The sequence below is a fragment of the Bradyrhizobium sp. Y36 genome, assembly GCF_002531575.1.
In the GTDB taxonomy this organism is placed as follows: Bacteria; Pseudomonadota; Alphaproteobacteria; order Rhizobiales; family Xanthobacteraceae; genus Bradyrhizobium.
Genome location: NZ_NWTI01000002.1, coordinates 480026 through 504363, shown reverse-complemented (window position 1 = coordinate 504363; position 24338 = coordinate 480026). Strand labels below are relative to the sequence as shown.

Genomic DNA, 24338 nt, shown 5'->3' with positions numbered 1-24338 from the left:
GCACCAGCATCGTTCATCAGAGCACGTGTCGCCTGTTGTCACCTCATCCCCGATCACCCGGCGATTTTTCACCCGGGCCGCACTCGTTCCGCTCGCGATCGCGCTGCGCCCGCGCCGCGCGTCGGCGGATTCCGACATGATCGCGCAGATGCGCGACGTCGTCGCGAACGAGCTGGCGCCGACCGCGACGCCCGATCATCCGGGCGGCCTCGCCGCTGCGCTCTATGCCGGCCGTCATGTCGAGTTCTTCACCTATGGTCTTGCCGACGGTGCGACCGGTCGAAAGGTGACGCCCGACACCCTGTTCAACCTCGCCTCGCTGAGAAAGCCGTTTGAAGCGACGCTCGTCGCAATCGGCGTGCTGCGCGGCGAGTTGCGGCTCGACGATCCCTTGCCGAAATACCTGCCCGAGCTGATGGGGAACTATATCCGCGACGTCACCGTCGGCCAGCTGGTCACGCACACATCCGGCCTGTTGCTGCCGACCGACCACCCGCCCTGGCCGAACGACGAGTACACGCGCGCGCAGTTCATCGCGATGCTGAACGCCTTCGCGCCGACGGAGAATATCGCGCCCGGCCGGCAGCGCATCTACAGCCATGCCGGTTATGTGCTGCTCCAGCTCGTGCTCGAGCGCTGCCATGGCAAGCCGATCCACGAGCTGATCCAGCGACGCATTCTCCGCCCGCTCACCATGGACGCGACCTTCGTCCCCGAGCGCGGCCCGGACGGCCGCGCCGTCATGGATGCCGCCTCGATGCAGCGTCTGGTCCAGGGCTATTCCGATCAGGGCATGGCGATCGGCCCGATCGGCAACCAGCAGAGCTATTTCGACTTTCCCGGCACGGGCCAGATGCTCTCCTCCGCGCGGGACCTTGCGACCTTCGTTGCGGCCTGCGTCGATGGCCGCGCGATCGATCCGCATCTGCGCGAGGCGCTGCGGATGACCCAGCACGAGGCCTTTCGCGTCGATGACAAATTCGGCCAGGCCATGGCCTGGGAAACGGTGCACCTGCCCGGCGTCACCGTCGTCGACAAGCCCGGCGGCCTCAACAACGCTTCCGGCTATATCGGCCTGGTGCCGGCGCGGCGGATCGCGGTCGTCCTGCTCGCCAATCGCGGCGACTATCCGCACGAGATCGCGCGCTACAGGATCCTGCCCGCGCTGGCCAGGCTCGTGGCTTCGCGCTGAACCGTCGCCGACAACAGAAAGCCCCGGCAGGCCGGGGCTTTCCACGCCAGATCGAGACCGGGATGACGCTCAGTATCTGGCGACGACGGGTCCGCCGAACTTGTAGTTCACACCGACGCGCACGATGTTGGACTTGAGATCGACCGAGTGGGTGAACGTCTGGGTCGGCAACGCCACGCCGACGTTCAGATTGTTGCTGGTCATGCTGCTGCGACCAAGATCGACATAGAGATATTCGGCCTTCAGCGACCAGCCGTTGCCGACCGCATACTCACCGCCGACGCCGGCGGTCCAGCCGACGCGGGTGTCTCGGATCGCTCCGGATTCGGTCGCGCCTGCAAAGGTGTCGGTGAAGCTGAAATTGCCCCTGACCTCCGCGATGGCGGCACCGCCGGTGGCGTAAACCAGCCAACTCGGCGTCGCGAGGAAGCCGATGCGGCCGCGAATGGTGGCGAGCCAATCGGCCGAGACCGATGAATTGACGGTGAAGCTGGTCGGCGCGCAGCACGGGTACACAGCCGTGCTGCTGGCGCTGCCCTTGAAGCCGAAATAGTTGATGTCGCCTTCGAGGCCGAGCACGGCGTTGTTGACCTGCCAGTTGTAGCCGGCGGTGAAGCCGCCAGTCACGCCGGAGCTGTTGATGTGTTGGGAGCCCACCGCCCCGATGGCGGTCACGCTCGAATCCGCGAAATAGGCGGCCACCGGAAACAGGGTGCTGGTGGCCGGGTTCGCGCTGCCCCACTGCCCGCCGACATTACCGCCGACGTAAAAGCCGGTCCAATTATAGACTGACGCCATCACCGGTGCCTTGGTGTAATGCGCTGCAAGGTCGGCCGCCCGGACGGGTGTGGCGCCGGGGACAAGCGACGGCACCACGACCGAGGCCAGCGCAAGCAAAAACTTCTTCATTCCAGTCTCCTAGCCCAACGCGATTGTTCGCGTTTCGAATGTGCGCGGGAGGCACCCGGCGCAGATCAGGCGTAGGACGTGCGGTAATATTCGTCTTGGGCTGGGACGAAGTTCATAGGGACTGTGACGTAGCGTGCGCCTCACATCATGCGATCGAAGGACAAGTGTGACCCGAGCGCCACGCATCAGCCGTCGCGAGCGGCGCGCAACGCGCACCGGTGACGCACCATGACAATGCAGCACCGGCGCGATCCGATTCCATCGCCTCAGACCGAGCGCGTCAGCCCGCCGTCGACGCGGATGTTCTGGCCGGTGATGTAGGCGGCGCCGTCGGAGGCCAGGAACGAAATCGTCGCCGCGATCTCCTCGACCTTGCCGTAGCGCTTCATCGGCACGCTGTCGCGGCGCGAATCCTGCTGCGGCAGGCTGTCGATCCAGCCCGGCAGCACGTTGTTCATGCGGATGTTGTCGGCCGCATGGGCGTCGGTGAAGATCTTGGTGAAGGCGGCAAGCCCTGCGCGGAACACCGCCGAGGTCGGGAACATCGCGCTCGGCTCGAACGCCCAGGCGGTCGAGATGTTGACGATGGCGCCGCCCTTCTGCGCCTGCATCAGCGGCGTCACCAGCCGGGTCGGACGGATCACGTTGAGCAGATAGGTGTCGAGGCCGGTGTGCCACTGCTCGTCGGTGATCTCCGTGATCGGCGCGCGCGGCCCGTGGCCGGCGCTGTTGACCAGCACGTCGATGCGTCCCCACTTCGTCATGGCGCCGTCGACCAGACGCTTCAGGTCGTCATTCGACTTGTTCGAGCCGGTGACGCCAAAGCCGCCGAGCTCGGCGGCGAGCGCCTCGCCCTTGCCGGAGGAGGACAGGATCGCGACACGAAACCCGTCCGCCGCCAGCCGCCGTGCAGCCCCCGCCCCCATGCCGCTGCCGCCCGCGGTGACGAGTGCGACCTTCTCTGTTGCCATGACCGATCATCCCTTGAGTTGAGGCGAGCCACGGGCTCGGCCTATCATGGGGCCTTCTACCGCCGGACCTGTCGGCTGGTCCATGGTCGAAGGGTTCCGTCATGAGTGATTTGCTGATCCGCAATCTGCGCCCCGGGGAGATCTCCCTCGCCATCGACTGGGCTGCGGCCGAGGGCTGGAATCCGGGACTCTGCGACGCCGCCTGCTTCGCGATGCCCGACCCGCAAGGCTTCTTCGTCGGCGAGATCGACGGCGAGCCGGTCGCGACCGTCTCCTGCGTCAATTACGACGACCGCTTCGCTTTCCTCGGCTTCTACATCGTGCGCGCTGATCTTCGCGGCTCCGGCCACGGCCTGCGGATCTGGAACGCGGCGATCGCGCATGCCGGCGCGCGCGTGATCGGGCTCGACGGCGTCGTCGCGCAGCAGGACAACTACAAGAAGTCCGGCTTCCGGCTGGCCTACGCCAATATCCGCTATGGCGGCATCGCCGCCGCGCCCCTGAGGCCGCCCGCCGCTGTCGTCGCGCTCGACACGATCCCGCTTGCGCGCGCGGAGGCCGACGACGCCACCGTCTTCCCGGCCCGGCGCAGCACCTTCCTGCGCGCCTGGATCGACACGTCGGGCCATGTCGGCCGCGCGCTTTTGCGTGACGGCAAGCTGATAGCTTGGGGCGTGATCCGGCCCTGCCGCACCGGCCATAAGATCGGCCCGCTCGTCGCCGACGACCGTGCGGCGGCGGAGGCGATCATGCAGGCCCTGCTGCCGAGTGCCGGCGGCGGCGAAGTCTTCCTCGATGTCCCCGCAATCAATCCCGAGGCCATCGCGCTCGCAACCTCGCTCGGGCTCAAGCCCGTGTTCGAGACGGCGCGCATGTACACCGGCGCGATCGCGCCGCTGCGCATCGACCGCGTCTTCGGCGTCGCCAGCTTTGAACTTGGCTAGATCTCAGTAGCAGCGTGTGATGTTGACGGTGTGCTCGACCCCGCCGCGGCCGGGCACCGTCACCTGCTCCGTCGGGCAGCTCGGCACATAGGGCCGGTCGGACGGCACCACGTTCGGCGGGAAGCGATGCGACCAGTCCCACGGGACGTCGTAGGTGTAGGTGTAGCGCACGTCGGTGGAGACCGGCGGCTGCGCATCGACGAAGGGCTGGCTGTAGCCGGCGCCGTCGTAATAGAAGCCGCCGCCCCCGGGCCAGTACACGAAGGGATTGTTGCGCCGGTGGAACCGGGCGCCTGGCGCGATGGTCGCACGCGCGGCAGTGCCGGACGGCGCAGCCGCGAGGCCTTGCGGTGTGGCACCCGCGGGTCTGGCAAAGCTGTGACCGGGGCTAAGAAGCAGCGCGGCTGCGCTGAACGAGGCGAGCAAGGCCCCATGCATTCGATAGGTCATGATACGCACCAACTCGTTTGGCTTAAGCGATCGCGGCTCCCCGCAACTACGCTAGGCCGGGCTGTCGCCCGCCCGCAAACCTATAATTAATTATTGGTTAAGGCACGGGATTAACGCGGGAACCGGTGCGGCAAGAACGCCCGCGACCGCCCCTCGCGTCGCTTCGTTCCGCAGCAGGCGCTTCATAACCAGTTGATCGGAGTTGATCGCCCCCGCAGGCCTGGTTCCGGAACGCTGCCGCAGTGCAACCGTTGGCCCCCGACACAAGCAAGGAGCATCTCGCATGCAGAACAAGTCAAAACTCCTCTGCCTGATCACGGCATCACTCGTCGCCGGCACGGCGGCAGCCTCGGCGCAGGGCTATGATTGGAACGGCCCACGCGCCGGCTGGGACCGCACCGCGCCCACCTACGAACCGGTTCAACCGCGCGCATACTATCCCGACGTCGCGGGGCCCTATGGCGCGCTCAATGGCACCAACCATCCGACCCCGAGCTCGACACAGGGCGATGTCGGCCCTGAGGGCAACAACAACGGCACGCTGACCGGCGGCTATCGCTGGTAAGGTCGCGTCATGCGAGGCCCACCGTCCATCACGGACGGTGGGCCTTCGCTTGTCAGCGGCCCTGCTGCTTGCGCAGCCAGTCGAGCATGTCCTGCGGGTTTCCGGTGCCCTGCCCAGTACCTTGCGTCACGATGGCGGTGTTGCCGCCGCTTCGCCGGTACACCGTCGTGCGCCCGGGCTCCTTCTCGATTCTGACCTCGGCCTCGGCGGGATCGCCGCTTTGCGTGATCACCGACGTGCCGTTCTCGTCCTGGACCACCGTGGTGTGACCGTCGGCAGCGCCGGCCGGCGCCGCTGCGATCACGCCCACGAGTCCCAGTCCGGATGCGAGCAGGAGCAATCTCATGTCACACCTCCATCATCGGCCGAACTGAAAGATCGCCAGCCAGTTGAAACGCCCGAACTGCCTCACCGCGCCACTGTTCATGTCGCCGATCTGAAGCAGGAGCGCGTTGGTCGAATTGCCGATCTGGGTGATGTCGGCGGTGTTGCTGATGCCGGACTGGCCGACCGCCACGTTGGTGGTGCCGCCCATCTGGATCACGTTGGCATAGTTGCGCGTGCCGTTCTGGATGATGGTCGCGTCCACCGTCCCGGTCCCGCCGATCTGGATCACCCGCGCGATATTGATGCGGCTGTTCTCCTCGATCGTGACGGGCTGGACGTCGTTGCCGAACTGAACGATCGTCTCGATACTGACGTTCCGGTTGGTCACGGTACGCTGGATCGACCCGGCGCTCGCCGGCGTCGCCGCGCCGATGGCGGCCAGCAACGCCGCCACGGCCAGAACCCGCTTCAAGATCTCCCTGTCACACCGCATCGCGCTTCCCCGCTGGTTCCCGACGCCGATGAGTTCGCGCGCGATTTACGGACCGGTCTGGAGAATCGTGGAATTGTTGACCGTGCCGAATTGCGCCACCGTGCCCGCGTTGATCGTGCCGAGCTGGGATATCGCGCTGCTCGCCGATTGCCCGGCCTGACCGACGAAGGCGAGATTGATCGCCCCGGTCTGCCCGACCGATGCGGAATTCGTGCCGCCGAATTGCAGGACGCCGGTGGCATTGCTGGTGCCGTTCTGCGTCACCGTCGCGCTGGTGCTGCCGCCGATCATGAACACGCCGGCCATGTTGAGCTGACTGTTCTGGTTCAGCACGACCGGCGGCCCCCCGACCGAGACGATGGTCCTGATGTCGGCGGTCTGGGCGCCGGCCGATCCCGCGCCGACCGGGCATAGAGCGAGCACGACGGCGCCCACATAGTTCAAATGACGTTTCATGACATGCCTCATCACTTCATGCCGCTCACGGAGCCTGCTGGAGAATGGTCGAGCCATTCAGGATTCCGAGCTGACCGACGCCCGCCGTATTGTTCGCACCGATCTGGCCGATCAGGCTCGAATTGGAGCCGCCGACCTGGCCGGCCAGCGCGGTATTGGTCGCCGTCGCGGTCGTGCCGCCCTGCCCGATCACCGAAGTGTTGACGGTGAGGAGCGAGCCGGTCTGCAACGTGGTGGCCGTGTTGGTCGCGCCGAACTGCAGCGTCGTGGCGTTGTTGCTGGTGCCGCCGCTCTGCGAAATGAACGAAGTGTTGGTGGTTCCGAATTGCAGCACGCTGGCGCTGTTGCCGGCATTTGCATCGGCGGCCGTCAGCGCGCCGAGCGCCGCGACCGTTGCAATGAAATAGGTGATCCGCATGTCATTTCCTCCGCGAGAATGAGCGAGCGTCGCAATTGATCGCCCTGCCCGGTTGCGGTGCTCTAGAGAATGGCGCGGACGCACCGCAACTGGATGCGTCCGGCCGAACGATACGTGGGTCAGTGCGCCGTCTGCGAGACGGTGCTGCCGTTGACGCCGAACACGCTGAGCTGGCCGACGGCGGCGGAGTTGTTCTGCAACGCGGGCGGCCCGAACGAATTCTGGGTGATCCCGCTGGTGTTGTTGCCGAACGCCACCTGGCCGGTGGTCGCCGAGTTCTGCACGCCGATCTGGTTGACCGTGCTGCCGTTGTTGAGCGAAGCCGAGCTGGTGCCCTGCATCGTCGACGCGCTGTTCACGAGGCCGAGCTGGCTGGTCGAGGACGTGTCGTTGGTGAGGCCCTGCTGCGAAACGGTCGAGCCGTTGACGACGCCGACCTGCACCGTGGTCGAAGTGTTGGCGGCTTGCGCGGCGGAGGACAGGGCGAACAATGCAACCGAAGCAAAAAACAATTTGCGCATGGAGAATTCCTTTCTAGCAAAAGTTGTCTGACTGAGTTCGGATGCCGTCCTGGAAGCGGCCGACATCGTAGGGACAACTCTGAACCGATCCTTGCCTGCGCGACAGACTGCAGTTCATGCTAATCGGTACGGACTAGACGTTGCGCGCAATCGCCCGCGCGTGAAAGCTCGCCAAGCTACTCCGCACCGGCTCGCGTCTCGGATTCGTGCCCCATGCTGGCGATCAGCCGCACCACCTCGATCGGCGTGCGCAGCTCCAGCTTCCGCATCATCCTGGCGCGATGCACCTTCGCCGTCACTTCGCTCACGCCAAGTCGCGCCGCGATCTGCTTGGCGACGAGCCCTTCGGCCATCAGCAGCATGATCTCGCGCTCCCGTGCCGTCAGCGTCTCGACGCGCTGGCGGGCTTCCCGCACGGCGTCCTCGCGTTCCATCCGCCTGCGATCGCGCTCGATGCCGTGCCTGATCGCATCGAGGATCTCCTGCTCGCGAAAGGGCTTCGGCAGAAACTCGACCGCGCCGCGCTTCATCGCCTCGACCGAGACGCGGACGTCGGAATGGCCGCTGATGAAGACGATCGGAATGGGTACGCCCGTCTCGGCGAGCCGGCGCTGCAGCTCGAGGCCGGTCGGCGAGGTGCCGGGAAAGCGGACATCGAGCACGAGGCACGACGGCCCGGGTGACATGGTCTCCGTGAGGAAGTCATCGGTCGACGCAAACAACTTCACCTGATGCCCGGTCTCCTCGCAGAGACTTCCGATCGCGGTGCGAATCTGGACTTCGTCGTCAACGATATAAACTGTGGCTTGACCTGAACTCATGGGCAACGGGCTCCCCCGGCTTGGGGCTCGATGAAAAAGCAACGAGCCGTCCATTCTTCTTGCAAACGAGATCAAGGTGCTTGGATAGAATCGCGAACACCGAACGCGGTGCGACGTTCCGCCGGTACGACCTCTTAGAGCCAACACGCGCCGGAGACGAGTGAAGGCGTTCACATATCGGGCTTCGTGATTGAACGGACCATGCCTCGCGATCGGCGGCATCGCGGCGGGCCGATATCGAGACTGCGGCAATCCTGCGTCGTGGCTTCGACGGCTGCGTCATGGCATCGCCACCCATCTGCCCGCTCGAACGCCAGCAGGTGGCCGTTTCGGCCAGACCAGACGGGACGTTCGATCGGCTTGTCGAGTTCGATACCGCGCGCTTCATACCGATACGCTCGGTATGCATTGTCTTCAAATCACGAATAGTCGCACTGCGCGGACTTTACTTCTGGATCACGAGGCGCGCCCGACCGTCGCCCCGGAAAGAAAGACATACTGACGATCGATACCGCTCTGGTCGATTTACAACCATGGCGCGATCTTTGTCCGTGCCGCCAACGAGCCATTTCAAAGAGGCGGGTATTTGATATGCGATTTGTGCCGATTATTGCCGTGCTTGGAACTGCCTGCAGCCTCGCCGCGGTCACAACCGCGGGGCCGGCGGTGATCGCCGCCGCCGGGGGCGCTGCCAACAAGGCGTCGCACGCCCTGGACTCGACCAGGCGCCTGCTCGTTCCCGCCGGGCGCAAGGCCGCGACGTTCGAGCCGGAATCGCCCGTGTTTCGCTACGCCTCGATCCAGCGCGGCAGCATCGAGCAGACTGTCACGGTCACCGGCGCCCTGCAGCCCGTCAAGACGATCGAGGTGGGTTCCCAACTGTCCGGGCAGCTCTCCCGGGTCTATGTCGATTTCAACGACACCGTCGCCAGGGATCAGCCGCTCGCCTTGATCGATCCGCGCAGCTTTGCCGCCAAGGTCGACGAAGCCCGTGCCTCCCTTGCCGTCGCAAATTCCCTGGTCGACATCGCCAGGGCCAAGCTCGATCGCGCCCGGATCGACCTGCAGAACGCCAGAGGCAGCCGCGACGTGCTCGCCGCCAAGCTCGAAAGCGCACAGGCGGTGAAATCCTCGGCGCAGAAAACCCTGCAGCGCAAGCTCGCGCTGCAGTCGCAGAACGTGGTGGCGACGACGACGGTCGACGACGCGCAGACCGAGTTCACCGCGCGCCTCGCCCAGGAGCGCGAGGCCGAAGTGCTGATGTCGCTTAACTCCTATTCGGTCGAGGGCGCGCAGGCCGATGTCCGCCGCATCGAGGCCGAGCTGCAGCAGGCCCGAATGGCCGTGCCGGAGAAGGCGGCCGTGCTCGCCGCAGCCCAGGCCGATCTCGACCGCACCGTGATCCGCTCGCCGATCGACGGCGTCGTCGTCGGCAGGTTCGTCAACGAAGGCCAGACGCTCGCGGTCGGACTGGAGTCGCGCACCACCTTCGTGGTGGCGCACCGCCTCGAAGACATGGAGATCCACGCCCAGGTCGACGAAGCCGATATCGGCCGCATCGCCCCCGGCCAGCGCGCCCATTTCACTGTGGACGCCTATCCCGACCGCCGCTTCGAGGCGGTGGTGCGGCAGGTGCGCAAGGCACCACAGACCCAGCAGCACGTCGTCACCTATACCGTCGTGCTGGCGACCTCCAATCTCGACGGCGCGCTGCTCCCGGGCATGACGGCCCTGGTCAAGATCGTGATCGAGCGACAGGACGACGTCCTGAAGGTGCCGCTCGCCGCGTTACGCTTCCAGCCCTCGGGCACACGGCAGGCGTCGGCCGGCACGCACAGCGGCGTGTGGGTGCGCAGCGCAAGCGGCTCGCTCCAGCGCGTCGCCGTGACGGTCGGCACCGCCGGCACCGAGCAGGTCGCACTCAAGAGCGGAGACCTCGACGAGGGCAGCCAGGTCGCAGTCGGCCAGGCCATCCGTCCGGCGGGCTTTGAGTTTCTCGGAATCAGGTTCGGATCATGACCGCCTCCCCGCCTCTCATCAGCCTCCGGTCGGTCAGCAGAACCTATCGCACCGACGGGGTTGCCGTGACTGCGGTGCGCAATGTCAGCTTCGACATCGCGCAAGGCGAGATCGCCGCCGTGATGGGACCGTCCGGCTCCGGCAAATCGACATTGATGAACATGATCGGGTTGCTCGACCTGCCAAGCGAAGGCGCGGTCTATCTCGAGGGCGCCGACGTCGCCGGCCTCTCGGAAGATCGGCGCTCGTCCTTGCGGGCCCGCAGCATCGGCTTCGTGTTCCAGTCCTACAATCTGCTGGCCCGCCACAACGCGATCGAGAACGTCGCGCTGCCGCTGGTCTATTGCGGCATCAGCCGCAAGGAGCGCCTGGCACGCGCGGAGCAGAGCCTTCAGGCCGTCGGCATGCTGCACCGGGCCCATCATTTCCCGCGGCAGCTCTCCGGCGGCGAGCAGCAGCGCGTCGCGATCGCGCGGGCCCTGATCGCCTCCCCGCTGATCGTGCTCGCCGACGAGCCGACCGGCGCGCTCGACAGCCGCACCGGGGCCGAGATCCTGGCGCTGTTCGCCGCGCTCAACCGGACCGGCCAGACCATCGTGATGATCACGCATGATCCCGGCATCGCGGCGCAATGCCGGCGCACCATCCGCCTGCACGACGGCGAGCTGGTCGCCGACGAAACGCCAGGTCCGATCCTGCCGAAACGGAGCGTTGCGCCATGACGATGCTCCAGGGCTTTCAGATCGCCCTGCACGCCCTGCGCCTCAATCCGCTGCGCAGCTTCCTCACCATGCTCGGCATCGTGATCGGCGTCGCCTCCATCGTGACGGTGTTTGCGATCGGCGCCGGCGCGCAGCTGCGCCTGCAGGAGCAGATCCGCTCGATCGGCGCCAACGTGCTGATGATCATCCCCGGCGCGGCCTACCAGGGCGGCGTGCGCCTCAAGGACGGCAGCAAGCTGACGATGACCGAGAGCGACGTGCAGGCCATCCTCGAGCAGATTCCGGAAATCCAGGCCGCTGCCGGTTCGATCGCAGGCACCGCGCAGGTGATCCACGAGGGCAAGAACTGGAACACGACCATCAACGGCACGACGACGGCGCATTTCATGGTGCGCGACTGGCAGCTGGCCGCGGGCCGCTATTTTTCCGGTGCCGAAGAGGCCGGAGCCGGCAAGGTCGTGATCCTCGGCAGCACGGTCGCACGCGAGCTGTTCCCGGCCGGCGACGATCCGGTCGGCGCGCAGATCCGGATCATGAAGGTCCCGCTCGAGGTGGTCGGCGTTCTCGATCGCAAGGATCCCGCGCAGGACGACGTCGCCTTCGTGCCGCTTGCCACCGCCAAGCTGCGCTTCCTCGGCAGTGCCAGCAACATCAACCGGGATTCGGTCGCCTACATCATCGCCAAGGTCGCCGGCGACGGGCAGATGGCAGGCGCGCGAGCGGAGATCGAGAACCTGCTGCGGCAGCGGCATCGTGTCCCCGCCGGCCAGGAAGACGACTTCAAGGTCCAGGATCCCGCCGCCGCGATGGAAGCGCAGCAGGGCGCGATCCGCACCGTCGCGCTGCTGCTGGTCGCCATCGCCTCGGTCTCGCTGCTGGTCGGCGGCATCAGCATCATGAATGTCATGATCGTGTCGGTCACCGAGCGCACGCGGGAGATTGGCATCCGCCGCGCGCTCGGCGGACGGATGCGCGACATCCGTTTGCAGTTTATCTGCGAAGCGCTGGTGCTCTGCCTGCTCGGAGGCGCCATCGGCGTTGCCGGCGGCGTCACGCTCTCGATGACGGTCGCCCGGATGGCCGGATGGGTCACCTCGATCGACGGCCAGGCGATCGGCCTTGCCCTCGGCTTCTCGATCGCCACCGGCCTCATCTTCGGTTTCTATCCCGCCCACAAGGCATCCAGGCTGAGCCCGATCGAGGCGCTCAAGACGGAGTGAGAAGATGCCGCAGGCGGCCCATTCAGCCCGAAGACCAGGGAGGAGTCCATCATGAGCCCGGATCATTCGAAGGATTCGATCACGCCGACACCGCGCGAGCGAGAGCTGATGATGTTGATCGCGCGGGGGATGCAGAACAAGAACATCGCCTACGAGCTCAAGATCTCGGAAAACACGGTGCGGGCGCATATCGGCAACATCATGCGCAAATACCGGCTTCAGAACCGAACCCAGATCGCGATCGCCTTCGCCCTGCACGCCGCGCCGCTCGCGCTGCGGCGCGATCTTGCCAAATCCGGCCGCCATCCGGCGGCGCCGAAGCCGGCGCAAGCCGTGACACAGACTCCCGGCGTACAGACCGCACCGGACTGAATGTTTCGACCCACAATACCTTGCGCTGCCCGCCGGGCAACACACCCAAGATAGCGGTCAATCCGCGCGGGCGAAAATATTCCACTTTACCGAAATTCGGAATTGACGTATCCATCGCCGCAACCCGGCCCACCGAAGAGGGGCGTATCGCGATCGTCACGAACGCGGGCCGGGTCGCGGTGGACGCAGGCCACATCGGCGCGACGGGTCTTGCAGGGCGGGTCACCGTGAGCAAAACGCCTCGCGCACACGACCGATGTGATCGGCGTACGGCAAAATCGTGTGGTCCTGGCGCCCGGGGTCTGTGCGCCAAGTCTTGCGGTGATGCGTGTCGTTCAACCGGACGCGCGCGTCAGTCATCCGAAAGGCGACGGGGGCAATAGTGCAACGCTCCCCGGGGAGAGCACGCCATAAGCCGTAGAGCCACCGCGCAGGGAAGGCCGGGATGTCTCCGGTTGCCCTGTTCTCCGCTATGCACGAAGCGCACGCAGTCTGCTCTTGGCATGGCGGTCGATGGGAGCCAACCGGCTCCCGGTCTTCCCTGCGCCCTCGTTCAATGGAGGGTGAGGCTTCGAAGCAGAGCTCGGGCGAAACGCGCCGCGAGGACGCGAAGGCGCGCCTGGACGTGGCGTCCCCTCCCACCCCTCGTGCATCGGCGGCAGGCCTTGTAACAAAACCGTCATGCAGCGAAACTAAACGAAGCGGGGGCCGCGGTTGGCGGCCAAGCCGTCTCACGATCAAGCCGCCTCACCGCCAGGAGACTTCCATGCGCCGTTCACTGCTGTTGCTGTCCGCCGGACTGACCGTGCTGTCCACCGGACTTGCTTCCGCTGAGAATAACACACCCCGCAACCTGATCCTGTTCATCCCGGACGGCCTGCGCGCGCTGAAGGTGAACCCCGACACGGCGCCCGCGATGGCCGAGGTCCGTGACAAGGGCGTCAATTTCAAGAATTCGCACTCGCTGTTCCCGACCTTCACCATGGCCAACGGCTCGGCGATGTCGACCGGCCATTATCTCGGCGACACCGGCGTGTTCTCCAACACGATCTGGACCAACTACACCTCAGTCCCCGCCGGCGACACCGTGGTCCCCTTCATCGAGAACGACGCCGTGCTCGGCGACATCGACGAGCATTTTAGGGGCAACTACCTCAACGAGGAGACCATCCTGAAGATGGCCCGCGACAAGGGCCTCAGCACCGCGGCGATCGGCAAGGTCGGCCCGACCTACCAGTTCGACCACACCGACAAGCCCGAAAAGGCGGGCTTGCATTCGGTCGTGTTCGACGACTCCACCGGCGGCAAGAACGGCGTCGCCCTGTCCGACGAGGTCAAGGATGCCCTGACCAAGGCCGGCCTGCCCACCGCCACCCCGCCGCGCGGCGACAATGCCAAGGCGGGCGATGCCAAGACGCCGGGCACGATTGTGGCCAACGTCGCGCAGCAGTCCTATTTCGCCGACGTCGCCGCCAAGGTGGTGCTGCCGATGTTCAAGGCACGCAACAAGCCGTTCGTGCTTGTGTTCTGGTCGCGCGATCCCGACGGCAGCCAGCACAACACAGGCGACAGCCTCAACCAGATCATGCCGGGCATCAACGGGCCGACCTCGATGGCCGGCATCAAGAACGCCGACAACAACCTCGCCCAGCTCCGCAAGGCGCTCGACGAGCTCGGCCTCGCCGCCTCGACCAACATCATCATCTCGGCCGACCACGGCTTCTCGACGATCTCCAAGGAAAGCAAGACCAGCCCATCGGCCAAGGTCAGCTATGACGACACGCCCAAGGATTTCCTCCCCATGGGATTCCTGGCGCTCGATCTTGCCAAGGCCCTGGACCTGCCGCTGTTCGACCCCAACGACAAGAACGCGAAGGTCGAAGGCAACAAGCATCCCAAGGCCGGCAACGGCGTGCTCGGCAAGGATCCGACCAAGCCCGATCTCGTCGTCGCCACCAATGGCGGCTCCGACCTCGTCTATCTCCCGAACAAGGACAAGAAGCTCGCCGCGAAGACCATCAAGGCGCTGCTGGCGCAGGACTATGTCTCCGGCCTGTTCGTCGAGGACTCGCTCGGCCGCTTCCCCGGTACGCTGCCGCTGTCGAGCATCAATCTGCGTGGCAGCGCGGCGACGCCGACGCCGTCGATCGTCGTCAACTTCCGCTCCTATGCCAGCGATTGCGGCGAGGCGCCGACCAACTGCTCGGTGCAGGTCGCCGATACCGTGCTGCGCCAGGGCCAGGGCATGCATGGCAGCTTCAGCCGCGGCGACACCATGAACTTCATGGCCGCCATCGGTCCGGACTTCAAAGCGGGCTATGTCAGCGAGATCCCGGTCAGCAATGCCGACGTCGGCATGACGGCCGCCCGGCTGATGGGCCTGCGCGCCTCGCAGAACGGCGGCCTCGTCGGCCGGGTGATGTCGGAGGCCCTGCCCAACGGCGTCGTACCGAAGGCGTATGCCGGCACGATGAAGTCCAAGCCCGCCGAGGGCGGCCTGACCACCGTGCTGAATTTCCAGCGCGTCGGCAGCCAGCGCTATTTTGATGCCGCCGGCTTCCCCGGCCGCACGCTGGGCCTCGAGCCGGACGCGGGCAAACAAAAAACGGCGGGGAAGTAACCCCGCCGTTCAAACGCCGCCTCGCGCGAGGCGCGGAATCTTACATGCCGATGTCGAAGACAGCAGGCAATTGGCCCGCCAGGGGCAGCGCGGTGGCGCCGAGGAAAGTCGCCACCATCGCCATCAGGCGACGGTTGTTGTGGCGCTTGCCGCGCATCTGGCCGGCGATCCACTCCAGCATCTCGCTGTTGACCTTGGAGGCGTAGGACGGCGCCCAGCTCTCGATCTCGGTCTCGGCCGACAGCGCGACGCTGCGCGGCGGCACCTTCAGTCCCGAGGCGCTGGCGGCATAATGGGCAACGGCCTTGGCGAGCAAATCGTCGAAGCGGCCGCCATCGGTCCGTTCGGTTGCGGCCTCGTTGATTTCGAACAGGGCTTCGGCCTCGGCACGGCTGACCGGCTGGTCGTTGACGGCGGTCGCCGTCAGGATGCGCGTGCACCAGGCGGTGTCGTCGGCGTCGAGCGATCGGGAGAAATGCACCCTTCCCTTGGTGGTCGGGCCTTCCCCGGTGATCACGCCATCACGCACGATGGAGAGTGCATGGGCCGCGGTATCGCGGCAGGACGGTTCGAGGGACGAGGACTCGATAGATTTAGGCGCAGCGGCGGACATAGTTCACTTCCAGACTTCTTCTGACCGGTCAGCATTTTCATGCCGACGTAAAGGGGTGGTTAACGATTCGATACGGGGATCGCGACTTTTCGAGATGGTTGCCAATTGGTCGCTGTCAGGACCGTTTTGGTTCTGGGACGCGCCGGGCGAGCGTGATGGAAGTCATAAAAGGCATAATCGGGGCGAGCGAGACCGTGTGAGCCCGGGTGGAGCTGTTTCGCCGCAGCTGCCGCCGTAACAATAAGTTGCTAGAAATTCGCCCCTTCAAGGAAGGAATTCACATTTTACTTCAACCGGTTCAGTTGGCGTTCACTTGGCCTTGCAAGACCCCTATATTGAGGCTGACGGCAAAAGACGAATTCTCCAATAAATTCAATGCGATGAGGTAACATCATGACACTTCCGATCGGCGCCACCGCACCCGACTTCGAAGCCGAGACCACCGAAGGGAAGATCAAGTTCCACGATTGGATCGGCAACAGCTGGGCGCTGTTGTTCTCGCACCCCAAGGACTTCACACCGGTTTGCACCACCGAGCTCGGCGCGCTCGCCAGGCTGAAGCCGGAATTCGACAAGCGCGGGGTCAAGCTGATGGGCCTCTCGGTCGATCCGGTCGAGAACCACGCAAGATGGTCGGAGGACATCAAGGAGACGCAGGGCGCCGCGCCCAACTATCCGATGATCGGCGACACCGATTACAACGTCTCGAAGCTGTACGGCATGCTGCCGGCCGCAATCTCGGGCGATCCCCTCAAGCGCACCGCCGCCGACAACCAGACCGTCCGCAACGTCTTCATCATCGGGCCGGACAAGAAGATCAAGCTGGTGCTGGTCTATCCGATGACCACGGGGCGGAACTTCCAGGAGATCCTGCGCGTCATCGACTCGCTCCAGCTCACCGCCAAGCATCGCGTCGCCACCCCGGCCGACTGGACGCAAGGACAGGACGTCATCATCGCGGGCTCGGTCTCCAACGACGAGGCCAAGACGATCTATCCGCAAGGCTGGAAGGAGCCGAAGCCCTACCTGCGCATCGTGCCGCAGCCGAAGTGACTTTGCGCGGTCGCGCATAACGACCGTCAAAAAGGGCGCGCGAAGCGCGATCTCCGGTGCGCGGTTGCGCACCAGAGGATCTCGAGATTCCGGGTTCGGCTCTGCGAGCCGCCCCGGAATGACGTCGTGAAAGCCTTGAGCCTCGCTCTAAGCCGCCCGCACGCGATCCAGAAAGCCGTCGACCTCTGCCTTCAGGTGCAGGCTCTCGCTCGACAGCGCCTGGGCCGAGGCAAACATCCGGTGCGAGGTTTCGCCGGTCTCGCTGGCGCCCTCGGCGGCATGGCGGACGTTGACGGCGACATCGGCCGTGCCGGAGACCGCGGCGCGGACGCTCGACACGATGTTGTGGGTCGCGCTTTTCTGCTGCTCGACCGCAGCCGAGATCGAGCCGGCGATGCCGCTGATGCGCTCGATGGTCTGGCTGATCGCCTTGATGGCAACGACGGATTCCTCGGTCGCAAGCTGCATGCTGGCGATGTGGTTCGAGATCTCGTCGGTCGCCTTCGCGGTCTGGCCGGCCAGCGTCTTGACCTCCTGAGCCACCACCGCGAAGCCGCGACCGGCGTCCCCCGCGCGCGCAGCCTCGATGGTGGCGTTCAGCGCCAGCAGATTGGTCTGCTCGGCGATCGAGGTGATCAGCTTGACGACGTCGCCGATCCGCGCGCCGGCTTCCGACAGCTGCGCGATGCGCTGGTCGGTGGCCTCGGCCTGCTGCACCGCCTCGGCGGAAATCTGGTTCGACTCCTGCACGCGCCGGGTGATCTCGGAGATCGATTGAGACAGCTCGTCGGAGGCCGAGGCCGCCGAACGCACGTGCTCGGAGGCATTTTCGGAGGCGCCGGCGGACTGTGCCGACAGGTCGGCGGTGGAGCGAGCGACGTCGGTCAGCTGCCGCGCCGCACGCTCGAACTCGCTAGAAGACGTCAGCACCTTGTCGAGGATGCCGCCGACGCTGCCGCGGAACTCCTCGACGAAGTTGCGCAGGTCGGATTTGCGCTGCTCGACGGCCGCGGCCGAGGCCGCCGCCTGCTCGCTGCGCATGCGCGCCCGCTCCAGCGAATTGCTCCTGAACACCGCGACCGTGCGGGCGATCTCGCCGATCTCGTCGGCGCGATCCTCGCATTCGATCGCGACGTCGCTCTGGCCGTCGGCAAGCGCGGTGAGCGAGCGCGTGACCGAGGTGAGCGGCCGGGTGACGCGGCGGACGATCAGCAGGGTCAGGACCAGCACCAGAAGCGCGGCAAGTCCCGCGGCCGCCGCCATGCTCTCGATGGCATGGGCCAGCATGCTCTCGTACTGGATCATGGGAATGCCGACATAGAGAATGCCGACGACCTTGCCGCTCGCGTCCGCGATCGGGAAATAGGCGGTCATGAACGACTTGCCGAACAGCATGGCCGGCCCCTTATAGGCCTCGCCACGGCGCAGCGACGCCTGCCCGGGGTGATCGGCGGCAAGCTGGGTGCCGACGGCGCGGTCGCCGTTTTCCTTTTTCACGTTGGTGGAGCGGCGGACGAACTGGCCGCTGGCATTGTCGTACACGAACAGCGTCGCATTGCCGCCGACATAGGACACCGCGCGATCGACGATGGCGTGGTCCGTGAAGTCGGGCATCTTGGGGATTTCGGCGCGCACCACCGCGCCGTCCCGCATCGTGATCTTGGCGGCCGGAACGATCTCGCTGAAGGCGAGCGCCAGGGTGCGCAGATTGACCTCGATGTCGCGCAGCGCGCGGTCATTGAAGGCCGACGTCAGCGACCAATAGCCGGCGCCGACCACCAGCGCCGTATTCACGCCGATCAGCAGTACGGCGCACAGCACGGCCTTGGTGCCGAGTTTGAACTGCGGCAGGATCTTTGCCGTTGAAAGGCTGGACATGAATGGGAATCTCTCCGTAATTCCTGCAAAATAATGCAGGCGGCTTACGGTGGCATTAACGCCGGTTCACGCCGCCGACCGCGGCATGCTTTCCAAATTGTAAACGAGGCCTCGCCTGACCAAGCCAAGCGCCCCACCCGTCATCGTCTGGTTCCGCGACGATCTTCGCCTGTCCGACCACCCCGCCCTCCATGCTGCCGGCAAGAGCGGCGCGCCGGTGGTCTGCCTTTACGTCCTCGACGACAGCATCGCCCGCCCATCCGGCGGCGCGGCGCGGTGGTGGCTGGCACAGTCGCTGCGCTCGCTCGAGGCCGAGATCGCCGCGCGCAGCGGGTCGCTGGTCCTGCGCAAGGGGCTGGCGGCCAAGATCATCCCTGAGCTGGCGCGCGAGATCGGCGCCCGCGCCGTCCACTGGAACACAATCGCGCAAGCGCCGCATCAGGCCGTTGAGAGACAGCTCCAAGCCGCGCTGGCAAAGCTCGGCGTGGACTCAGAGAGCTTCCCCGGCGACCTGCTGGTCCCGCCCTCCGCGATCCGCACCAAGGAAGGCCGGGGCCTTCGCGTGTTCACGCCGTTCTGGCGGCGGCTGCTCTCGCTCGGCGATCCGCCAAAGCCGCTGCCTGCGCCGAAGGAGCTGCGCCCGGGTCCGAAGGTCGCCAGCGACACCTTGGAGAGCTGGAGGCTCGAGCCGACGAGGCCGGATTGGGCCGGCGGCCTGCGCGAGACATGGACCCCGGGTGAAGCCTCGGCCCGTGCGCGCCTGCGCGACTTCCTCAAGCACACCTCGCGCGCCTATGTCGGTGACCGCGACCGCCCGGACCGGGAAGGCACGTCAGGCCTGTCGCCGCATCTAAGGTTCGGCGAGCTCAGCCCGCGCCAGGTCTGGCACGCCGCACGGTTCGCCGCCGACGAAGATCCGGCGCTCGGGCCGGGTGTCGAAAAATTCCTCAGCGAGCTCGGCTGGCGCGAGTTCTGCCGCCACCTCCTGCACGATCATCCCGACCTCGCCAGCGAAAACCTGCAAACCCAGTTCGACGGCTTCCCGTGGAAACCTGACAAGATCGCGCTCGCCGCCTGGCAGCGCGGGCGCACCGGCTATCCGATCGTCGATGCCGGGCTGCGCGAGCTCTGGCACACCGGCGTGATGCACAACCGCGTGCGGATGGTGGTGGCGTCCTTCCTGGTCAAGCACCTCCTGATCGACTGGCGCGACGGGGAAGCCTGGTTCTGGGACACGCTGGTCGACGCGGATGCCGGCAGCAATCCCGCCAATTGGCAATGGGTCGCCGGCTGCGGCGCCGACGCCGCGCCCTATTTCCGCGTGTTCAATCCGATCCTTCAGGGCGAGAAGTTCGACCCGGATGGAACCTACGTCCGGCGCTGGGTGGGGGAGCTGAGGGGCATGCCTGCCAAGCTGATCCACCAGCCGTGGCAGGCAACGCCGATCGAGCTTGCGAGCGCAGGCGTCACGCTCGGCAAAACCTATCCGCAGCCGATCGTCGATCATGCCAGGGGCCGCGAGCGTGCGCTCGCCGCCTACGCGAAGATCCGCAAAAGTTGAGCGCTGCTTTGACACGATTTCGAAACTCGCTATCGTCATCGCTCCAATCAACCACGGGGGACGATATGGACGACGACAAGCCGATCACCGAACAGGCGATGGAGACGATCACCAGCGCCGTCGACGCGACCAAGGACGCGGCGGTCACCGCCGTCAAGAAGGTCAGGAAAGCCGTCAAGAAGGTCGCGAAGAAAGTAGCGCCGAAGAAGGCTTCGAAGAAGAAGAAGGCCAAGAAGGCTCCGAAGAGCAGTTCGAAGAAAACCGCAAAGAAATCCTCGAAGAAATCGGCCAAGAAGACCGGGAAGAAGGCCGCAAAGAAAACTGCAAAGAAAGCGGCAAAGGCAAAGAAGGCAAAGAAGGCCAAGAAGACAAAGAAGGCGAAGCGCTGATCAGGGCGCCCAGACCGGGTTCTCCGGATGCGAGCGCGTCCGGAGACCTGTCTCGCCGCCGCTAAGCGCGCCGGTTGACGACGAACACCGCGCCTGCGCACATCGCCATGCCGGCGATCGCCAGCGCATCGAGCTTCTCGCCGAACAGCATGTAGGCCATCAGCGCGGTCACGGCGGGCACGAGGTAGAACAGGCTCGCAACCGAGGTCGCCGCGGCGTGGCGGATCAGCCAGTAGAGCAGCCCGATCGATCCGATCGAGAGCGCCACCGCGAGCCAGGCGAGCGCGAGCACGAACTCCTGCGTCCAGTGCACCACGCGGTCCTCGAACAGGAAGGCGCCGGTCGCGAAAAAGACGGTGACGGCGACATATTGCACGAGATTGCCGGCGCGCCAGTCGATCTGGTTGCAGTAGCGGCGCTGATAGAGCGTGCCCAGCGTGATGCTGATCAGCGAAACTACCGAGGCGAGCCAGCCGAGGCCGGCCTCCCCGGTCATGGGACGGTTGTGCAGGATCATGATCACGCCGCCGAGGCCGAGCGCGAGACCGGCCCATTGCACCGGCGTCACCCGCTCGCCGAGCCAGCGGTTGGCGATGGTCGAGGTCAGGATCGGCTGCAGGCCCGGGATCAGCGCAGAGAGCCCGGCCGGAATCGAATGGGCGATCGCGATCGCGGTGCCGCCGAGATAGAAGCCGTGGACGAGGATGCCGGCGACCGCGCTGTGCGCGATGCCGGTGCCATCGGGCCATTTCGGCCGCGCGACGCCGGCGATGATCGCCATCAGGACGACGACGATGGCCATGCGGATGGCCAGATAGGTCAAGGGATCGGCGTTGTTGACGACGTATTTGGTCCCGATGAATCCCGTGCTCCAGAGCAGCACGAACAGGATCGGCGCGGCGCGGGCGGTCAGGGCTTCCCGATTATGATTCATTGCCGCCCTCATTGCCCCAGCGGGGGCCATGCGGCAATGCGAATTTCGTTCGGGACGATGTTGCGCTGCGACGGGGGATTGCGGCTCGGCTCAGCCGCTCACCATTCTTCCGGACAGGGGTCGATGATCTTCCAGAGCTCGACGCCGTTCTTGATCTTCTTCATGTCGGTGGTGAGCCCGCCATTGCGGCGGATCCAGTCCTTCACCGTATCGGGGTAGTAGGACATCAGATCGGACGTGCCCTCGGAGCTGGTGACCTTGATGCCGAAGGTGAAGGCCTTGTCGTAATAGGCCTGGTGGAAGCCCAGGCTCGCGCGCGGCGTCACGCAGATCTTGTTCATCGGCACGATGCCGAGCACCAGCGTACAGGCCGAATTGCAGATGCCGTCGATGATAACGCGCTCGCCCTTCTCGCGAACGCGCTTGTACTTGGTCTTGTATTCCTCGACATAGCCACCGTGGTCGCGGGTAATACGCAGCTCGGCCCGCGCCGGCGTGACGGCGGCGAGGCAGAGCAACAGCAGGCTCAAAAGCGTGATGCGCATGGCGAGGTGACGGCGAAAGCCTTCAGGAATGCACCGGCCTCGAAGGAGCCCCAAAAGGCCGGCGACAGGATTCTTAACCGAATACTCTTTGGTCATACTTGTGTGGGGAATTCGTTAAGCATCCCGAAAAGGCCAAAAATGGGCAGACCTGGAGGGCGCCTCCGGCAATTCTGTCACACCCACCCGGGAATCTGCGGGATCGACCCGGATTTCCGGGGGCCGGACGGGTGCCCCGGGGGATCGAAATGGCTATAGATGGCGAACCAATTCGCGCGGGTTCCGGAGAATCGAGATGAGCAAGTTGACGCTTGTAGCCGCGGTTGCTGCCCTGTCGGCCGCAATCCTAGCCCCTGGCCTGGCGGAGGCGCGGGGCCATCACCGGTACCACCGCTCTTACGCCAATCCGCTGCCCTACCCGATCAGCTATGTCCACAATTACGGGCCTGGCATCACCCCCGGCACCTTCGCCTTTTACGATGGCCCGTCGACCAACCATTGCTACCAGAGCGCGGCCGGCTATGTCGGCCAGGACCGCCGCCGGCACCCCTGCTACTGAGGGCCGGCAGCGCGTCCTCTGCGGGCGTCCCTATTTGGCGGCGCCCGACATCAGCAATTGCTTCTCGATCTCGTAGACCGGCAGCTTGACGAGGTCCTTGCCGACCTCATGCTGGATCGCCTTGCGCACGACGTCCGAATAATCGGCGCGGATCATGCCGAGCGCGCGCGGTGAGGCCACCATGGTCAGGGCCGTGGTCTCGCCGGAACTGACGGCGGCATCGAGCCGGCCGGCCAGGCTCCGCAGAAAGGCGCGCTCGGCCTCGTCGTGCCAATCGGTCTGCTCGGCCGAGCTCCGCACCCCGCCGGCAGCGGCATGCAGGCGGCCCGGCGCGTCGGTCCCTTGCGCAGCAGTTGAGGGATTGGGCTGCTCATGCACCTCCCTGGCGTGAAGGTTCGGAAACATCTCGTCGCCGAGATTTTCCAGAATCAGCGCCTTGCGTCCGTCGCACACGACCAACCAGTCGCCCTTGTCGATTCTCATTTTTTCCATAGCAACTCTCCTTGAAACTTATCGACGCCCGTCCGGCATCAGAGATGTTCTTCGAATTCCTCGAAGGACTTGCCGAACTGCGCCATCGCCTCCTCCAGATAGTCGGCGAGCATTGGCGTGCCGATCAGATAGGAGGCGGTGCGCTGGTTGTGGGCCTGCGCGGCCTGGGCGTGCAATTCGCGCCAATTGGAGAGATCGCCATCGCCGCGACCGAGCCAGGTCAGCGTCACGAGGTCGATCTGCTCGTCGACATTGAGATCGCGGATGAAGCCCGCGAGCTCCGCACGATCGGTGGTCTCGCCGCGCCCGCCGCGGCCATAGCTGATGTCGTCGTCACCAAAGTCCAGGATGACGCCACCTCCGGCCGCCTCGCTGTCGGACCGGCGCGATTTCGAAATGACGAAGAAGACTTTCTCCGGCGAGATCGACAGATTTGGAATGACTCGCATCCAGTTCACCTTGTCCGGCAGCAGGCCCCACGCCGCTGCCACGCCAACAACACTACGAGCCGAGGCACGCCTGCGAATTGCGCAGGATCAAGGTCCAGGGCACGGCATTGGCGTGCAGCCAAAGCCGGCTACCTGGCCGTATTTGCTGAAGATTTGTTCATCAGCATTACATTTCGGTTCCGCCACAATTTGATCGGAACGAGTCCGATATCGTGGTTCGCGTCAGCGGAGGAAGACATCATGACTCGCAAGATCGGCCTCGTCGCCGCAGGCCTGTTCGGCGCCGTGTTCGGTGCCATGGCGGCATCGTCGGCGGCGTCCGCCATGCCTATCGCGCCCGCGCCTGCAACACCCGAGGTCGCCGGCGTCGAGCAGGTGCGCATGGTCTGCAACGCCTGGGGGCGCTGCTGGTGGCGCCCGAACTATTATGGGTATTACGGGCCGCGGCCGTATTACGGCCCCCGATATTATGGACCGCCGCGCTATTACGGCCCGCGCTATTATGGCTACGGCTATCGCCGATGGTGACATCTGAAGGGGCCTCCGGGCCCCTTCGCTTTTGCGAAATGAAGTCTGGCGCGATCGCCGCCGACTTGGTGCCAAGACTAGCTCTGATCGGGACTGATCCAGATCAAGGATGAGATCCGGCGACACCGCCATTCTACGGTGACGGTCAGGTTGATCGTTTTCGATGCTTGCAGGCGGGCGGCGAAGCAGCCCCGCAAGAGGGATGGGGCGTTGCGTCCTTTGCTTGTGCTCTCGGCGCGGCCGCGTTTCATCGACCTCGCCTCCGGCGCCAACCGCTGAGCCGAGCTCGTTGACGATGACATCGATCTGACGGACGTCAT

At 65.4% G+C, this 24338-nt stretch carries 28 protein-coding genes; 13 read left to right on the top strand and 15 right to left on the bottom strand.

Annotated features, from left to right (window positions below; genetic code table 11):
* The first annotated feature begins 25 nt into the window (after window positions 1-25).
* The gene (locus tag CO669_RS06015) at window positions 26-1192 is read left to right on the top strand and encodes a serine hydrolase (protein WP_097658814.1); all 1167 of its coding nucleotides are present in this window, start codon (window positions 26-28) and stop codon (window positions 1190-1192) included.
* A gap of 69 nt (window positions 1193-1261) precedes the next feature.
* Here the strand turns inward: CO669_RS06015 and CO669_RS06010 are convergent, their stop codons facing one another.
* Together CO669_RS06010 and CO669_RS06005 are read right to left on the bottom strand one after the other, a co-directional pair.
* Entirely contained in the window at window positions 1262-2101 is an 840-nt protein-coding gene (locus CO669_RS06010; RefSeq protein WP_097658813.1) for an outer membrane protein, read from the bottom strand.
* A gap of 266 nt (window positions 2102-2367) precedes the next feature.
* Window positions 2368-3072: an SDR family oxidoreductase gene (locus CO669_RS06005; RefSeq protein ID WP_097658812.1), complete on the bottom strand. Its 705-nt coding sequence runs from the start codon at window positions 3070-3072 to the stop codon at window positions 2368-2370.
* Between the two features lie 101 nt (window positions 3073-3173).
* Here CO669_RS06005 and CO669_RS06000 point away from each other — a divergent pair, with 101 nt between their 5' ends.
* The gene (locus tag CO669_RS06000) at window positions 3174-4016 is read left to right on the top strand and encodes a GNAT family N-acetyltransferase (protein ID WP_097658811.1); all 843 of its coding nucleotides are present in this window, start codon (window positions 3174-3176) and stop codon (window positions 4014-4016) included.
* Window positions 4017-4019: 3 nt separating this feature from the next.
* Here the strand turns inward: CO669_RS06000 and CO669_RS05995 are convergent, their stop codons facing one another.
* Complete coding sequence (locus tag CO669_RS05995; RefSeq protein WP_198963859.1) at window positions 4020-4466, bottom strand: hypothetical protein; 447 nt, start codon at window positions 4464-4466, stop codon at window positions 4020-4022.
* Between the two features lie 283 nt (window positions 4467-4749).
* On the opposite strand from CO669_RS05995, the gene CO669_RS05990 reads away from it, so the two are divergent.
* Window positions 4750-5031 (top strand): hypothetical protein, encoded by a 282-nt coding sequence (locus tag CO669_RS05990; RefSeq protein WP_097658810.1) that lies wholly within the window; start codon window positions 4750-4752, stop codon window positions 5029-5031.
* 52 nt (window positions 5032-5083) lie between these two features.
* Here CO669_RS05990 and CO669_RS05985 read toward each other — a convergent pair whose 3' ends face one another.
* The 6 genes from CO669_RS05985 to CO669_RS05960 form a co-directional block, all read right to left on the bottom strand.
* The gene (locus tag CO669_RS05985) at window positions 5084-5377 is read right to left on the bottom strand and encodes a hypothetical protein (RefSeq protein ID WP_097658809.1); all 294 of its coding nucleotides are present in this window, start codon (window positions 5375-5377) and stop codon (window positions 5084-5086) included.
* A 12-nt stretch (window positions 5378-5389) separates the two neighbouring features.
* A complete protein-coding gene (locus CO669_RS05980; RefSeq protein ID WP_283806768.1) occupies window positions 5390-5830 on the bottom strand; it encodes a curlin in 441 nt (146 codons plus the stop codon).
* Between the two features lie 66 nt (window positions 5831-5896).
* Window positions 5897-6307, bottom strand: a complete 411-nt coding sequence (locus CO669_RS05975; RefSeq protein WP_198963858.1) for a curlin — start codon at window positions 6305-6307, stop codon at window positions 5897-5899.
* 25 nt (window positions 6308-6332) lie between these two features.
* On the bottom strand, window positions 6333-6725 hold the full coding sequence (locus tag CO669_RS05970; protein ID WP_097658806.1) for a curlin: 393 nt from the start codon (window positions 6723-6725) through the stop codon (window positions 6333-6335).
* Between the two features lie 119 nt (window positions 6726-6844).
* The gene (locus tag CO669_RS05965; RefSeq protein WP_097658805.1) at window positions 6845-7246 is read right to left on the bottom strand and encodes a curlin subunit CsgB; all 402 of its coding nucleotides are present in this window, start codon (window positions 7244-7246) and stop codon (window positions 6845-6847) included.
* Window positions 7247-7422: 176 nt separating this feature from the next.
* Window positions 7423-8067 carry a response regulator transcription factor gene (locus CO669_RS05960; RefSeq protein ID WP_097658804.1) on the bottom strand — a complete coding sequence of 215 codons (645 nt, stop codon included), beginning with the start codon at window positions 8065-8067 and terminating at the stop codon, window positions 7423-7425.
* Window positions 8068-8658: 591 nt separating this feature from the next.
* On the opposite strand from CO669_RS05960, the gene CO669_RS05955 reads away from it, so the two are divergent.
* The 5 genes from CO669_RS05955 (at window position 8659) to CO669_RS05930 (ending at window position 15020) form a co-directional block, all read left to right on the top strand.
* Window positions 8659-10086: an efflux RND transporter periplasmic adaptor subunit gene (locus CO669_RS05955; protein WP_097658803.1), complete on the top strand. Its 1428-nt coding sequence runs from the start codon at window positions 8659-8661 to the stop codon at window positions 10084-10086.
* Complete coding sequence (locus tag CO669_RS05950) at window positions 10083-10808, top strand: ABC transporter ATP-binding protein (RefSeq protein ID WP_097658802.1); 726 nt, start codon at window positions 10083-10085, stop codon at window positions 10806-10808. Before CO669_RS05955 ends, CO669_RS05950 begins: the two co-directional genes overlap by 4 nt.
* Complete coding sequence (locus CO669_RS05945; protein ID WP_097658801.1) at window positions 10805-12028, top strand: ABC transporter permease; 1224 nt, start codon at window positions 10805-10807, stop codon at window positions 12026-12028. The genes CO669_RS05950 and CO669_RS05945 overlap by 4 nt, the downstream gene beginning before the upstream one ends.
* Before the next feature lie 51 nt (window positions 12029-12079).
* Window positions 12080-12400, top strand: a complete 321-nt coding sequence (locus CO669_RS05940; protein ID WP_097658800.1) for a response regulator transcription factor — start codon at window positions 12080-12082, stop codon at window positions 12398-12400.
* A 766-nt stretch (window positions 12401-13166) separates the two neighbouring features.
* Window positions 13167-15020 (top strand): alkaline phosphatase family protein, encoded by a 1854-nt coding sequence (locus CO669_RS05930; protein WP_097658799.1) that lies wholly within the window; start codon window positions 13167-13169, stop codon window positions 15018-15020.
* Between the two features lie 40 nt (window positions 15021-15060).
* Here CO669_RS05930 and CO669_RS05925 read toward each other — a convergent pair whose 3' ends face one another.
* Entirely contained in the window at window positions 15061-15633 is a 573-nt protein-coding gene (locus CO669_RS05925; RefSeq protein WP_097658798.1) for a hypothetical protein, read from the bottom strand.
* A gap of 393 nt (window positions 15634-16026) precedes the next feature.
* Here CO669_RS05925 and CO669_RS05920 point away from each other — a divergent pair, with 393 nt between their 5' ends.
* Window positions 16027-16686, top strand: a complete 660-nt coding sequence (locus CO669_RS05920; RefSeq protein ID WP_097658797.1) for a peroxiredoxin — start codon at window positions 16027-16029, stop codon at window positions 16684-16686.
* A gap of 147 nt (window positions 16687-16833) precedes the next feature.
* Here the strand turns inward: CO669_RS05920 and CO669_RS05915 are convergent, their stop codons facing one another.
* Window positions 16834-18564 (bottom strand): methyl-accepting chemotaxis protein, encoded by a 1731-nt coding sequence (locus tag CO669_RS05915; RefSeq protein WP_097658796.1) that lies wholly within the window; start codon window positions 18562-18564, stop codon window positions 16834-16836.
* A gap of 169 nt (window positions 18565-18733) precedes the next feature.
* Between CO669_RS05915 and CO669_RS05910 the strand changes: the two genes are divergently transcribed.
* Window positions 18734-20125: a cryptochrome/photolyase family protein gene (locus CO669_RS05910; RefSeq protein WP_245444199.1), complete on the top strand. Its 1392-nt coding sequence runs from the start codon at window positions 18734-18736 to the stop codon at window positions 20123-20125.
* Window positions 20126-20190: 65 nt separating this feature from the next.
* Window positions 20191-20514: a histone gene (locus CO669_RS05905; protein WP_097658794.1), complete on the top strand. Its 324-nt coding sequence runs from the start codon at window positions 20191-20193 to the stop codon at window positions 20512-20514.
* 61 nt (window positions 20515-20575) lie between these two features.
* On the opposite strand, the gene CO669_RS05900 is transcribed toward CO669_RS05905, so the two are convergent.
* A complete protein-coding gene (locus CO669_RS05900; protein WP_097658793.1) occupies window positions 20576-21448 on the bottom strand; it encodes a DMT family transporter in 873 nt (290 codons plus the stop codon).
* 98 nt (window positions 21449-21546) lie between these two features.
* Window positions 21547-21993: a hypothetical protein gene (locus CO669_RS05895; RefSeq protein WP_097658792.1), complete on the bottom strand. Its 447-nt coding sequence runs from the start codon at window positions 21991-21993 to the stop codon at window positions 21547-21549.
* A 292-nt stretch (window positions 21994-22285) separates the two neighbouring features.
* Here CO669_RS05895 and CO669_RS05890 point away from each other — a divergent pair, with 292 nt between their 5' ends.
* A complete protein-coding gene (locus CO669_RS05890) occupies window positions 22286-22549 on the top strand; it encodes a hypothetical protein (RefSeq protein WP_097658791.1) in 264 nt (87 codons plus the stop codon).
* 30 nt (window positions 22550-22579) lie between these two features.
* Here the strand turns inward: CO669_RS05890 and CO669_RS05885 are convergent, their stop codons facing one another.
* Together CO669_RS05885 and CO669_RS05880 are read right to left on the bottom strand one after the other, a co-directional pair.
* Entirely contained in the window at window positions 22580-23041 is a 462-nt protein-coding gene (locus CO669_RS05885; RefSeq protein WP_097658790.1) for a host attachment protein, read from the bottom strand.
* Between the two features lie 38 nt (window positions 23042-23079).
* Window positions 23080-23490, bottom strand: coding sequence for a DUF3775 domain-containing protein (locus CO669_RS05880; protein ID WP_097658981.1), 411 nt, complete (start codon window positions 23488-23490; stop codon window positions 23080-23082).
* A 240-nt stretch (window positions 23491-23730) separates the two neighbouring features.
* On the opposite strand from CO669_RS05880, the gene CO669_RS05875 reads away from it, so the two are divergent.
* Entirely contained in the window at window positions 23731-24018 is a 288-nt protein-coding gene (locus tag CO669_RS05875) for a hypothetical protein (RefSeq protein ID WP_097658980.1), read from the top strand.
* Window positions 24019-24338: the final 320 nt, after the last annotated feature.